This is a genomic window from Variovorax sp. CF079 (genome assembly GCF_900101545.1).
Lineage (GTDB): Bacteria > Pseudomonadota > Gammaproteobacteria > Burkholderiales > Burkholderiaceae_C > Variovorax.
In genome coordinates, this window is the sequence record NZ_FMZU01000006.1 from 48915 (window position 1) to 62408 (window position 13494).

Here is a 13494-nt window from a genome sequence, read left to right on the forward strand (position 1 = left end):
CTTAAAGAAAGAAGGAAAGAGTCATGCAACTCAATCCCGCAGAAATTTCCGAACTGATCAAGAGCCGCATCGAAGGCCTCGGCGTCAGCGCGAACATCCGCAACGAGGGCACCGTGGTGTCGGTGACCGACGGCATCGTGCGCGTGCACGGCCTGTCGGACGCGATGCAGGGCGAAATGCTCGAGTTCCCGCCCACGGCGGACGGCACGCCGTCCTTCGGCCTGGCGCTGAACCTCGAGCGCGACTCGGTCGGCGCCGTGATTCTGGGCGAGTACGAGCACATCTCGGAAGGCGACACCGTCAAGTGCACGGGCCGCATCCTGGAAGTGCCGGTCGGCCCCGAGCTCATCGGCCGCGTGGTCAACGCGCTGGGCCAGCCGATCGACGGCAAGGGTCCGATCAACGCCAAGATGACCGACGTGATCGAGAAGGTCGCCCCGGGCGTGATCGCCCGCAAGTCGGTCGACCAGCCGATGCAGACTGGCCTCAAGTCCATCGACTCGATGGTGCCGATCGGCCGCGGCCAGCGCGAGCTGATCATCGGCGACCGCCAGACCGGCAAGACCGCGGTGGCGATCGACGCGATCATCAATCAGAAGGGTCAGAACATGACCTGCGTCTACGTCGCGATCGGCCAGAAGGCTTCGTCGATCAAGAACGTGGTGCGCGCGCTGGAACAGGCCGGTGCGATGGACTACACCATCGTCGTGGCCGCCTCGGCTTCCGAATCGGCCGCCATGCAGTACGTGAGCGCGTATTCGGGCTGCACGATGGGCGAGTACTTCCGCGACCGCGGCCAGGACGCGCTAATCGTCTATGACGACCTGTCCAAGCAGGCCGTGGCCTACCGCCAGGTCTCGCTGCTGCTGCGCCGCCCGCCGGGCCGCGAAGCCTACCCCGGCGACGTGTTCTATCTCCACAGCCGTCTGCTCGAACGTGCCGCTCGCGTGAACGAAAAGTACGTTGAAGATTTCACCAAAGGTGAAGTCAAGGGCAAGACCGGTTCGCTGACCGCGCTGCCGATCATCGAAACCCAGGCCGGCGACGTGTCCGCTTTCGTTCCGACCAACGTGATCTCGATCACCGACGGCCAGATCTTCCTGGAAACCAACCTGTTCAACGCCGGCATCCGTCCCGCCATCAATGCCGGTATTTCGGTGTCGCGCGTGGGTTCGGCAGCGCAGACCAAGGTCATCAAGGCCCAGTCCGGTGGTATCCGTACCGACCTCGCGCAGTACCGTGAACTCGCGGCCTTCGCGCAGTTTGCTTCCGACCTCGACGAAGCCACCCGCAAGCAGCTCGACCGCGGCGCCCGCGTGACCGAACTGCTGAAGCAGGCCCAGTACAGCCCGCTGCCCATCTCGCTGATGGGTGCCTCGCTGTTCGCGGTGAACAAGGGCTTCCTGGACGACATCGACGTGAAGAAGCTGCTGTCGTTCGAACACGGCCTGCACCAGTTCCTCAAGTCCAGCCACGCCCCCTTGCTCGACAAGATCGAGCAGGCCAAGGCGATCGACAAGGACACCGAGGCCGAGCTGACGGCCGTCGTCACGGCGTTCAAGAAGTCGTTCGCCTGATCGACCACGCAAGGAGCCCCAATGGCAGCTGGTAAGGAAATCCGCGGCAAGATCAAATCGGTGGAGAACACCAAGAAGATCACCAAGGCCATGGAAATGGTGGCCGCGTCGAAGATGCGCAAGGCGCAGGAACGCATGCGCGCGGCCCGCCCCTACAGCGAGAAGATCCGCAGCATCGCGGCCAACCTCGGCCAGGCGAACCCGGAGTACACGCACGCCTTCATGAAGGTCAACGACGTGAAGGCCGCCGGCTTCATCGTCGTGACGACCGACAAAGGCCTGTGCGGCGGCATGAACACCAACGTGCTGCGCGTCGTGACGACCAAGCTGCGCGAGCAGCAGTCGGCCGGCGTCGCCGTCGAGGCGGTGGCGATCGGCAACAAGGGCCTGGGCTTTCTGAACCGCATCGGCGCCCGCGTGGTCTCGCATGTCACCCAGCTGGGCGACACGCCGCACCTCGACAAGCTGATCGGCCCGGTCAAGGTGCTGCTCGACGCGTACGCCGAGGGCAAGCTCAGCGCGGTCTACCTCTGCTACACCAAGTTCATCAACACGATGCGCCAGGAGTCGGTGGTCGAGCAGCTGCTGCCGCTGGCCGCCGAGTCGATGAAGATGGAAAAGGGCCAGCACTCGTGGGACTACATCTACGAGCCCGATGCCCAGAGCGTGATCGACGAACTGCTGGTGCGCTACGTCGAGTCGCTGGTGTACCAGGCCGTGGCCGAGAACATGGCGTCGGAACAGTCGGCGCGCATGGTCGCCATGAAGTCCGCCACCGACAACGCCGGCAACGTGATCGACGAACTCAAGCTGGTCTACAACAAGACCCGCCAGGCCGGCATCACCAAAGAGCTGTCGGAGATCGTTTCGGGCGCTGCGGCGGCCGCAGGCGTCTGAAGACCTTCGGTCCTTCGACCTCAACCAGATTTAATTTTTACCGGAGCAGATGATGGCTCAAGCAAATACAGCGCAAGGCAAGATCGTTCAATGTATCGGGGCCGTGGTCGACGTGGAATTCCCGCGCGACCAGATGCCCAAGGTGTACGACGCGCTGCAATACGAAGGCGGCACGCTGACCCTCGAGGTGCAGCAGCAGCTCGGCGACGGCGTGGTGCGCACCATTGCGCTCGGCTCGTCCGACGGCCTGCGCCGCGGCCTCGTCGTGACCAACACCGGCGCGCCGATCACCGTGCCCGTCGGCAAGGCGACGCTCGGCCGCATCATGGACGTGCTCGGTCGCCCGATCGACGAGCGCGGCCCGGTCGGCCAGGAAGTCACCGCTTCGATCCACCGCAAGGCGCCGGCCTACGACGAGCTCTCGCCGTCGACTGACCTGCTGGAAACCGGCATCAAGGTGATCGACCTGGTCTGCCCCTTCGCCAAGGGCGGCAAGGTGGGCCTGTTCGGCGGCGCCGGCGTCGGCAAGACCGTGAACATGATGGAACTCATCAACAACATCGCCAAGGCCCACTCGGGTCTGTCGGTGTTCGCCGGCGTGGGTGAGCGTACCCGCGAAGGCAACGACTTCTATCACGAGATGTCCGACTCGGGCGTGGTGAACCTCGAGAACCTCGGCGAGTCGAAAGTGGCCATGGTCTACGGCCAGATGAACGAGCCCCCGGGCAACCGTCTGCGCGTGGCGCTGACCGGCCTGACCATCGCCGAATCCTTCCGCGACGAGGGCCGCGACGTGCTCTTCTTCGTCGACAACATCTACCGCTACACGCTGGCCGGTACCGAAGTGTCGGCTCTGCTGGGCCGCATGCCTTCCGCCGTGGGCTACCAGCCGACGCTGGCCGAGGAAATGGGCCGCCTGCAGGAACGCATCACCTCGACCAAGGTCGGCTCGATCACTTCCATCCAGGCCGTGTACGTGCCGGCGGACGACTTGACCGACCCGTCGCCCGCCACCACCTTCGCCCACCTGGACTCCACCGTGGTGCTGTCGCGCGACATCGCTTCGCTCGGTATCTACCCCGCCGTGGACCCGCTCGATTCGACCTCGCGCCAGCTCGACCCGCACGTGGTCGGCGAAGAGCACTACAACGTGGCCCGCGCCGTGCAAGGCACGCTGCAGCGCTACAAGGAACTGCGCGACATCATCGCGATTCTGGGCATGGACGAACTGGCTCCGGACGACAAGCTGGCCGTGGCCCGCGCCCGCAAGATCCAGCGTTTCCTGTCGCAGCCCTTCCACGTGGCCGAAGTGTTCACCGGCTCGCCGGGCAAGTACGTGCCGCTGGCCGAAACCATCCGCGGCTTCAAGATGATCGTGAACGGCGAAGCCGACCACCTGCCGGAACAAGCGTTCTACATGGTGGGCGGGATCGACGAGGCGTTCGAAAAGGCCAAGAAGGTCGCCTAAGGCGGCATAGGAATCCAGATGGCAAACACCATTCACGTCGACGTGGTCAGTGCCGAGGAGTCCATCTTCTCGGGCGAGGCCAAGTTCGTCGCACTGCCCGGCGAAGCCGGCGAGCTCGGCATCTATCCGCGCCACACGCCGCTGATCACGCGCATCCGTCCGGGTGCGGTGCGCATCGAGACGGCCGACGGCGGCGAGGAATTCGTCTTCGTGGCCGGCGGCATCCTGGAAGTGCAGCCCAGCACGGTGACCGTGCTGTCCGACACCGCCATCCGCGGCAAGGACCTCGACGACGAGAAGGCCAACGTGGCCAAGGCCGCCGCCGAGGAAGCGCTCAAGAACGCCAGGAGCGACATCGACATCGCGATGGCGCAATCGGAACTGGCCGTGATGGCCGCGCAGATCGCCGCACTCCGCAAATACCGCCAAAAAAAGTAAGGCAGCAGTGCTGTCCTTCGAAAGAGCCGCCTTCGGGCGGCTTTTTTCACGTCCTTCGGTCTTAATCAGGTCGAAGTTCAATCTTGTTCGGCTGAAGCCCAGCGCCTAGTATTCGCCTTCGCCCCGGTCCGTAGAGGCCGCAGGGTAACGAAGAACGAACACTGGAGACAAAGCTTGGGCACCTGGAGCGGCCTCACTGCCGACGAGATGCGGCTGCTGGAGACGACCTTCTGGTCGGCCGGCGGCTCGCGCCATGGCATGGCCGAAAAGCTGGGCTTCTCCAAGAGCAAGGCCAACGCGCTGATCGCCGGCCTGGTCGAGCAGGGCCTCTTGGCCGAGGCCGGCCTGCAGCGCTCCTCCGGTGGCCGCCGGGCCGAGAACCTCCAGCTCCATGCGGGCCTCGGCGTGCTGGTCGGGGTGGACATCGGCGCCACCAGCCTCGACGTCGCGGTGCTGCGGCCCGACCTCACGGTGCTGGCCCAGCATGCGGAGCCGGCCGACGTGCGCGAAGGCCCCGGCGTGGTGCTGGCCCGCGTGCGCGTGCTGATGCGCGAGCTGCTGAGCCGATGCGGCTTCGACGCGAAGCAGGTGATCGGCATCGGCATCGGCGTGCCGGGCCCGGTCAACTTCGAGATCGGCCAGCTCGTGAACCCGCCGCTGATGCCGGCCTGGGACAGCTTCTCGATCCGCGACTACCTGCGCGAGGACTACGCGGCGCCGGTCTTCGTCGACAACGACGTGAACCTGATGGCGCTCGGCGAACTCTGGCGCCTGAAGCGCTCGCTCTCCAACTTCCTCGTCATCAAGATCGGCACCGGCATCGGCTGCGGCATCGTGTGCCACGGCGAGGTGTACCGCGGTGCCGCGGGCTCAGCCGGCGACGTGGGCCACATCTGCGTCGACCAGGAAGGCCCGCGCTGCCATTGCGGCAATGTCGGTTGCGTCGAGGCGATGGCGGCCGGCCCGGCCATCACGCGCATGGCGGTACAGGCTGCGGAAGCCGGCGAGAGCGCCGCGCTGGCCGAGCGGCTGCGCGCGCAGGGCCGCATCGATGCCATCGATGTCGGCCAGGCCAGCCGTGCCGGCGATGCGGCGGCCAACGCGATCGTACAGCGCGCCGGCAACCTGATCGGCCAGATGCTGGCGTCGATCGTGAACTTCTTCAATCCCTCGCACGTGTTCATCGGCGGCGGCATCACGCACATTGGACCGCTGTTCCTCGCGGCCCTGCGCCAGAGCGTGTACCAGCGCTCGCTCGCGCTCTCGACACGGCATCTCGAGATCCAGTACACGCCGCTGGGCACGCAGGCCGGGCTGATCGGCGCCGGCGTGCTGGCCATGCACGAGACGCTGAAGGTTCGCGGGGTCGCGCCATGACGCAGCAGCAGCCCAAGCGCAGCGTCGCCGTCGAATTCGACAAGGTCGTGAAGGCCTTCGGCCCGGTGCAGGTGCTGCACGGCGTGAGCTTCGCCATCGAACCGGGCCGCGTGTACGGCCTGCTCGGCGAGAACGGTGCGGGCAAGTCCACGCTGATGAAGATCCTTGCCGGCTACGAATCGATCACCGGTGGCGTCGTGCGCGTGAACGGCGAGCCGCAGCACTTCGGCAGTTCGCGCGATGCGGAAGCGCTCGGCATCGTGCTGATCCACCAGGAGTTCAACCTGGCCGAAGACCTGAGCGTGGCGCAGAACATCTTCCTCGGCCACGAAAAGAGAAAAGGCTGGTTGCTCGACGACGTTGCGATGGAGCGCGAAGCGGCGACTGCGCTCGCCGCAGTGGGCCTCCAGGTCGACCCGCGCACCAAGGTGCGCCGCCTGATCGTCGCCGAGAAGCAGCTGGTCGAGATTGCCAAGGCGGTCTCGCGCCACGCGCGCCTGCTCGTCATGGACGAGCCGACCGCCACGCTCACGCCCGGCGAGACCGAGCGTCTGTTCAAGCTGATCGCACAGCTGCGCGCCGACGGCGTGACCGTCGTCTACATCTCGCACAAGCTCGACGAGGTCGAGCGCATCACCGACGAAGTGATCGTGATGCGCGACGGCCGCTTCGTGACGCGCGCGCCGACCTCCGAACTCACGCGCCACCAGATGGCCAACCTGATGGTAGGCCGCGAACTCGCCGACCTGTATCCGCCGCGCGATGCCGTGGTCGCGGACGCGGCGCCTGCGATGCAGGTGCGCCACTTCAGCGTGCCCGGCTGGGCCGAGGATGCGAGCTTCGAGGTGCGCCCCGGCGAGATCCTCGGCTTCGCCGGGCTGGTCGGCGCCGGCCGCACCGAGCTCTTCGAAGGCCTGATGGGGCTGCGGCCGGCGAGCGGCAGTGTCGAGATCGGCGGCAAGCCCGTGCAGCTGCGCAACCCGCGCGATGCCGCCAAGCACGGCTTCACCTACTTGAGCGAAGACCGCAAGGGCAAGGGCCTGCACGTGCACCTCGGCCTGCGCCAGAACCTCACGCTGATGGCGCTCGAGCGCTATGCCACGCCCTGGCTGCACCCCGAGGCCGAGCGCAGCGCGCTGGCCACGGCCGTGAAGGACTACGGCATCCGGACCGGCGACCTCGACGCGCGCGCCTCCTCGCTCTCGGGCGGCAACCAGCAGAAGCTCGCGCTCGCCAAGGTGCTGCAGCCGCAGCCCAAGGTGGTGGTGCTCGACGAGCCCACGCGCGGCGTCGACGTCGGCGCCAAGCGCGACATCTATTTCCTGATCCAGCGCCTGGCCCGCGAGGGGCTGGCCGTGATCGTCGTCTCGTCGGAGCTGATGGAGCTGATCGGCCTGTGCCACCGCGTCGCGGTGATGCGCGCGGGCCGGCTCGTCACGACGCTCGATGCCGATCAATTGACCGAAGAGGAGCTCATCGCTCATGCCACCGGAACCGCAACAAGCCACGCCTGAAGCCGCTACGGCTGCCGCCGCAGCGCACCGCAGCGAAAGCAAGCCGCGCTGGACCGAGCGCCTGCACGGCCTCGGCCCGGTCATCGGCCTGGTGCTGCTGTGCATCGCCGGCACGCTGCTCAACGGCGACTTCGCCACGCTCGACAACGCGATGAACGTGCTCACGCGCACCGCCTTCATCGGCATCATCGCGGTCGGCATGTGCTTCGTGATCATCTCGGGCGGCATCGACCTCTCGGTGGGCTCGATGGCGGCGCTGATCGCGGGTTGCGTGATCATGTTCATCAACGCGATGGGTCCCATGTTCGGCTCGCCGCTCCTCGCGGTGGTGCTCGGCGCCGTGCTCGCCGTGGCGCTGGGCGCGGCGTTCGGGCTCGCGCACGGCCTGCTCATCACCAAGGGGCGCATCGAGCCCTTCATCGTGACGCTGGGCACGCTCGGCATCTTCCGCGCCTACCTGACCTACTTCGCCGACGGCGGCGCGCTCACGCTCGACAACGATCTGTCGGACCTCTACGCGCCGGTCTATTACGCGAGCCTGCTGGGCATTCCGGTGCCGGTGTGGGTGTTCCTCATCGTCGCCGTCATCGGTGGCCTGATCCTGAACCGCACCGCCTACGGCCGCTATGTGCAGGCCATCGGCTCCAACGAGCAGGTCGCGCGCTATGCGGCGGTCGGCGTCGACGGCGTGAAGATCCTCACCTACGTGCTGCTCGGCGTCTGCGTCGGCATCGCGACGCTGCTCTACGTGCCGCGCCTCGGCTCTGCGTCGCCGACCACCGGCCTGTTGTGGGAGCTCGAAGCCATCGCCGCGGTGATCGTCGGCGGCACCGCGCTCAAGGGCGGCGCGGGCAGCATCACCGGCACCGTGATCGGCGCCATCCTGCTCTCGGTCATCAGCAACATCCTGAACCTCACCAGCATCATCAGCGTGTACCTCAACGCCGCGGTGCAGGGGATCGTGATCATCGTCGTCGCCTTTCTTCAGCGAGGCAGAAGGTGAGCCCCCGGCTTTTCATTTCCCCTTTTTCAACCACGGAGACAACAAGCATGACTCTCATCACCCGACGCATCGCACTCACCGCCGTCGCAGCCGCGAGCTTTGCGGCCTTCCCGGCCTTCGGCGCCGAGAAGGTCAACCTCGGCGTCTCGATCCCCGCCGCCACGCACAGCTTCATGGGCGGCATCAACTACTGGGCCAACCAGGCGAAGAAGGATCTCGAGAAGCAGCACAAGGACCTCAAGATCACGATCAAGACGGCGGCCAACGCGCCCGAGCAGGCCAACCAGCTGCAGGACCTGTCGACTGTGACCAAGATCAACGCGCTGGTGATCTTCCCCTTCGAATCGGCCGCGCTCACCAAGCCGGTGGCCCAGGTCAAGGCCAAGGGCACCTATGTCACCGTGGTCGACCGCGGCCTGACCGACACCAGCGCACAGGACGCGTATGTCGCCGGCGACAACACCGCCTTCGGCAAGATTCCGGCCGAGTACATCGCGAAGAAGCTCAATGGCAAGGGCAACGTCGTCGCGCTGCGCGGCATCGCGACCACGTTGGACAACGAGCGCATGGACGCCTTCAACGGCGTGATGAAGAACTACCCCGACATCAAGCTGCTCGACGCCAAGTACGCCAACTGGAATCGCGACGATGCCTTTAAGGTCACGCAGGACTACCTCACGCGCTTCAAGAACCTCGATGCGATCTGGGCCGCCGACGACGACATGGCGGTGGGCGTGCTCAAGGCCATCGAGCAGGCCAAGCGCGACGACATCAAGATCATCTTCGGCGGCGCCGGCGCCAAGGGCATGGTCAAGACCATCCTCGACGGCAAGGACAAGCGCATCGACGCCGACGTGAGCTACTCGCCCAAGTTCATCTACGACGCGATCAAGCTCACGGCCGAAGCGCGCCTGAAGGGCGAGAAGCTGCCGGCGACGACAATCATTCCCTCGGTGCTGATCACCAAGGAGAACGCCAAGGACTTCTACCACCCGAATTCACCGTTCTGAGGCCGATGACCGAGATCCCTTCTCGCAGGCTGCGCTACGCCATGGTCGGCGGCGGGCGCGACGCCTTCATCGGTGCGGTGCACCGCAAGGCGATCGCGCTCGACGGCCAGGCCGAGCTGGTGGCCGGTGCGCTGTCGTCGAGCGCCGAGAAGGCCCGGGCTTCGGGCCGCGACCTGCTGCTGGCGGACGACCGCAACCATGGCGACTGGCAAAGCCTGCTCGACGACGAACTGAAGCGCCCGGAACACGAGCGCATCGATTTCGTCTCGATCGTCACGCCCAACCACGTGCACTTCCCGGTCGCGCAGGCCTTCGTCGAAGCCGGCTTCCACGTGGTGTGCGACAAGCCGCTGGTCCACACGCGCGCGCAGGCCGATGCCCTGGTCGCCGCGGTGGCGCGCAAGGGCACGATGTTCGCGGTCACCTACAACTACACCGGCTACCCGATGGTGCGCGAGGCGCGCGAGATCGTGCGCTCGGGCCGGCTCGGCGAGATCCGCAAGGTGGTGGTCGAATACAACCAGGGCTGGCTTTCGACCCAGCTCGAGAGCGAAGGCAACAAGCAGGCCGCCTGGCGCAGCGACCCGGCCATGAGCGGTGCGGCCGGCGCCATCGGCGACATCGGCTCGCACGCCGAGAACCTGGTCGCGACCGTGACCGGCCTCGAGATCGAGAGCCTCTGCGCCGACCTGAGCGCGCTGGTGCCGGGCCGTGCGCTCGACGACGACGGCAGCCTGCTGCTGCGCTTCCAGGGCGGCGCGCGCGGCGTGCTGATCGCCTCGCAGGTCAACACCGGCCTGGAGAACGACCTGCGCCTGCGCGTCTCCGGCACGCTGGGCACGCTGGTGTGGCGGCAGGAGCAGCCGAGCGAACTGCTGCACCTGCCGCACGACGGACCGCGCCGCATCCTGACACGCGGATCGCCCTGGCTCGGCGAGGCGGCGAAGCGCGCGAGCCGATTGCCCAGCGGCCACCCCGAGGGCTTCATCGAAGCCTTCGCGAACGTGTACGGCGGCGTCGTGGGCGACATCCGCGCGCGGCTCGCGGGCCTTGCGGCCGATCCGCTGGAAGCCGACTACCCGCGCGTCGAGGACGGCGCGCGCGGCGTGCGTTTCATCGAGCGCACGGTGGCTTCCGCGAAGAGCGAGGCGAAGTGGACGGCCTGGTGAGCCTGCATGCGCGCGCCCCGCATGCCGCGCTGCCGCTGTAGGTACCCTCCCACAGTTGAATGTCCGCTGCGCCGCTGACTTGGCGCGGCCGCCGGACAGCATCCCCAAGGAGACGCCCGCGATGACCGCCGATCGAGGTGGACCGCGAGTGTCCCGATGCGAAGGGAGATGCGTATGGATGCCACGAATACGCAGGCATGGCTGGCCCTCGGGATCGTCGTGATCCTCGTTTTGGCCGCGCTGGCCGCTTATTTTTCCTATCGAAGACGACAGTCGCGCCGGCTCGCGGACCGCTTCGGCTCGGAGTACGGTCATGCCGTCGAGGAGCTCGGCAGCCGCAGCAAGGCCGAGGCCGAGCTCAGGCGGCGCGAAGCGCGCGTCGAAGCCCTGGACCTCGTGGCGCTCGCGCCGGGCGAAGCCGCCAGGTTCAGCCGGGACTGGAAGCGCTTGCAGGCCGAGTTCGTCGACAACCCGGCGGGGGTGGTCGGCCAGGCGGATCAACCGGTGCACGGGCAGCGAGGCATCGCGACGGACGACCTGCAGCAGCCCGCGGCCGAGAAGCAGGCGCCCGCCGGGAGCAGCGACGAGTCGCTGGATCCGCTTTTCTCTCCCGACGTGGCACGTGACTTTCGCGCCAGCTGGGATGCGGTCCAGATCGGCTTCGTCGACGACCCCCAGCAGGCGGTGCGCAAGGCCGACGAGCTGGTGCGCCAGGTCCTCGACAACCTGAGCCAGACCTTCTCCAAGCAGCGCGGCGCGCTCGAGGGGCAGACGGACCAAGTGGAGCGGGCGTCGACGGAGCAGCTGCGCATGGCGCTGCGGCGCTATCGCGCCTTCCTGCAGCGCCTGCTTTCGCTCTAGGCGGCCTCGTCGCAAGAGCGCCGGCATTCGGGCCAAGGCCAAGGCTTTTGCCGAGCCTGCCGGGCAGGCGCTGGCATAAGGCCCACAATCCGGCCCATGACCGAACACGAGTTCCTCAATCCCTACACCCACGGTTTCGCGCGCCTCGCCGTGGCGGTGCCGCGCAATCGCGTGGCCGATCCGGTGTTCAACGTGGCCGAGACCATCCGCATGTACCGCGAGACGGCGGCCGACGGCGCGGTGCTGGTCGCCTTCCCCGAGCTGGGCCTCTCGGCCTATACCTGCGACGACCTGTTCCACCAGGCGGCCCTGCTCGATGCCTGCGAGCGCGCGCTGCTGGAGGTCGCCGCGGCCTCGCGCGACATCGGCGCCGTCGCCGTTGTCGGCCTGCCGCTGCGCGTGGACCACCGCCTCTTCAACTGTGCCGCCGTCGTCGCAGGCGGCCGGGTGCTGGGCGTGCTGCCGAAGACCTACCTGCCGAACTACGGCGAGTTCTACGAAGGCCGGCAGTTCAACGGCGCCGACAGCGCGCTCTCCACCGAGGTCGAGCTCGGCGGCGAACGCGTGCCCTTCGGCACCGAGCTCTTGTTCCGGTCGCGGCAGATGCCGCTCTTCAAGCTGCACGTGGAGATCTGCGAAGACGTGTGGGTGCCCATTCCCCCGTCGAGCTACGCGGCGCTGGCCGGTGCGACGGTGCTGGTCAATCTTTCGGCCTCCAACATCACGATCGGCAAGTCGGACTACCGGCATCGGCTGGTCAGCCTGCAGTCGGCGCGCTGTCTCGCGGCCTACCTCTATTCGTCGGCGGGCATCGGCGAATCGACCACCGACCTGGCCTGGGACGGGCAGGCGCTGATCTGCGAGAGCGGCGACATGCTGGCCGAGAGCGAACGCTTCAGCAACCGCTCGCACTTCATCGCGGCCGACGTCGACCTCGAGCGCCTGTCGCGCGAGCGCATGCGGCAGAACAGCTTCGGCACCTCGGTCCAGAAGCACAAGAGCGCGCTGGCGAACTGGCGCACCGTCGAATTCGACCTCGCGCCGCCGCCTCAAGTGCCGCGCAGCCTGCTGCGCACGGTGGAGCGCTTTCCCTACGTGCCCGCCGATCCGGCGCGGCGCGACGAGCGCTGCAGCGAGGTGTTCAATATCCAGGTGCAGTCGCTGGTGCAGCGGCTGGAGGCCAGCCGCATCGACAAGCTCGTGATCGGCGTCTCGGGCGGGCTCGATTCGACCCATGCCTTGCTGGTCTGTGCGCAGGCGATGGACCGGCTCGGCCTGCCGCGCGCCAACATCCTCGGCTTCACCATGCCCGGCTTCGCGACCAGCGGGCGCACGCTGGCGCAGGCGCACCGGCTCATGGCCAGCATCGGCTGTACGGCGCGCGAGATCGACATCCGTCCGAGCTGCCGCCAGATGCTGGAAGACCTGGGCCATCCCTTCGACCAGGGCGTCCCGCAGTACGACATCACCTTCGAGAACGTGCAGGCCGGTGAACGCACCAGCCACCTGTTCCGCCTGGCCAACCACCACAACGGCATCGTCGTCGGCACCGGCGACCTGAGCGAATTGGCGCTGGGCTGGTGCACCTACGGCGTCGGCGACCACATGTCGCACTACAACGTGAATGCGAGCGTGCCCAAGACGCTGATCAAGCACCTGGTGCACTGGGTTGCTGCAACCCAGGTGCTGGGCGCCGAGGGCAGCGCGGTGCTGCGCGACATCCTCGAGACCGAGGTCAGCCCCGAGCTGATTCCAACCGCTGCCGCCGACGGCGCGGAGGCGTCGGCGCAGCCCGGCCAGCGGACCGAGGACGTCATCGGCCCCTACGAGCTGCAGGACTTCCACCTCTACTACACGCTGCGCTACGGCTTCAGGCCGACCAAGGTCGCTTTCCTCGCGCATGCGGCCTGGGGCGACCGCACGCGCGGCCGCTGGCCCGAGGACGAGCTTCAGCCGGCGCGCAACGAGTACGCGCTGGCCGACATCAAGCGCCACCTCGGCACCTTCCTCTACCGCTTCTTCAAGATCAGCCAGTTCAAGCGCTCGTGCGTGCCGAACGCGCCCAAGGTCGGTTCGGGCGGATCGCTCTCGCCGCGCGGCGACTGGCGCGCGCCCAGCGATTCGGAAGCGGAGGTCTGGTTGGAGGATCTAAGGCGGGTTCCCGAGTCCGGTTGAGGGCG

Annotated in this window: 11 protein-coding genes; all 11 read left to right on the top strand. The window is 67.2% G+C overall.

Annotation, left to right across the window (positions count from 1 at the left end; genetic code table 11):
* Positions 1–23 precede the first annotated feature (23 nt).
* The 11 genes from atpA to BLS74_RS09460 all read left to right on the top strand — a co-directional run bounded on the left by atpA (position 24) and on the right by BLS74_RS09460 (position 13489).
* Positions 24–1577: a F0F1 ATP synthase subunit alpha gene (gene atpA, locus BLS74_RS09410; protein ID WP_093104870.1), complete on the top strand. Its 1554-nt coding sequence runs from the start codon at positions 24–26 to the stop codon at positions 1575–1577.
* A 21-nt stretch (positions 1578–1598) separates the two neighbouring features.
* Positions 1599–2474, top strand: coding sequence for a F0F1 ATP synthase subunit gamma (gene atpG, locus BLS74_RS09415; protein WP_093104873.1), 876 nt, complete (start codon positions 1599–1601; stop codon positions 2472–2474).
* 52 nt (positions 2475–2526) lie between these two features.
* On the top strand, positions 2527–3942 hold the full coding sequence (gene atpD, locus BLS74_RS09420; RefSeq protein WP_093105441.1) for a F0F1 ATP synthase subunit beta: 1416 nt from the start codon (positions 2527–2529) through the stop codon (positions 3940–3942).
* Positions 3943–3960: 18 nt separating this feature from the next.
* Entirely contained in the window at positions 3961–4380 is a 420-nt protein-coding gene (locus BLS74_RS09425) for a F0F1 ATP synthase subunit epsilon (RefSeq protein ID WP_093104875.1), read from the top strand.
* A gap of 207 nt (positions 4381–4587) precedes the next feature.
* The gene (locus BLS74_RS09430; protein ID WP_093105444.1) at positions 4588–5757 is read left to right on the top strand and encodes an ROK family protein; all 1170 of its coding nucleotides are present in this window, start codon (positions 4588–4590) and stop codon (positions 5755–5757) included.
* Positions 5754–7271 carry a sugar ABC transporter ATP-binding protein gene (locus BLS74_RS09435; protein ID WP_093104877.1) on the top strand — a complete coding sequence of 506 codons (1518 nt, stop codon included), beginning with the start codon at positions 5754–5756 and terminating at the stop codon, positions 7269–7271. The genes BLS74_RS09430 and BLS74_RS09435 overlap by 4 nt, the downstream gene beginning before the upstream one ends.
* A complete protein-coding gene (locus tag BLS74_RS09440) occupies positions 7240–8274 on the top strand; it encodes an ABC transporter permease (RefSeq protein ID WP_093104879.1) in 1035 nt (344 codons plus the stop codon). The genes BLS74_RS09435 and BLS74_RS09440 overlap by 32 nt, the downstream gene beginning before the upstream one ends.
* A gap of 47 nt (positions 8275–8321) precedes the next feature.
* Positions 8322–9284 (top strand): substrate-binding domain-containing protein, encoded by a 963-nt coding sequence (locus BLS74_RS09445; protein WP_093104882.1) that lies wholly within the window; start codon positions 8322–8324, stop codon positions 9282–9284.
* A 5-nt stretch (positions 9285–9289) separates the two neighbouring features.
* Complete coding sequence (locus tag BLS74_RS09450) at positions 9290–10453, top strand: Gfo/Idh/MocA family protein (RefSeq protein WP_093104884.1); 1164 nt, start codon at positions 9290–9292, stop codon at positions 10451–10453.
* A 174-nt stretch (positions 10454–10627) separates the two neighbouring features.
* Entirely contained in the window at positions 10628–11314 is a 687-nt protein-coding gene (locus BLS74_RS09455) for a hypothetical protein (RefSeq protein WP_093104887.1), read from the top strand.
* A 96-nt stretch (positions 11315–11410) separates the two neighbouring features.
* The gene (locus BLS74_RS09460; RefSeq protein WP_093104890.1) at positions 11411–13489 is read left to right on the top strand and encodes an NAD(+) synthase; all 2079 of its coding nucleotides are present in this window, start codon (positions 11411–11413) and stop codon (positions 13487–13489) included.
* Positions 13490–13494: the final 5 nt, after the last annotated feature.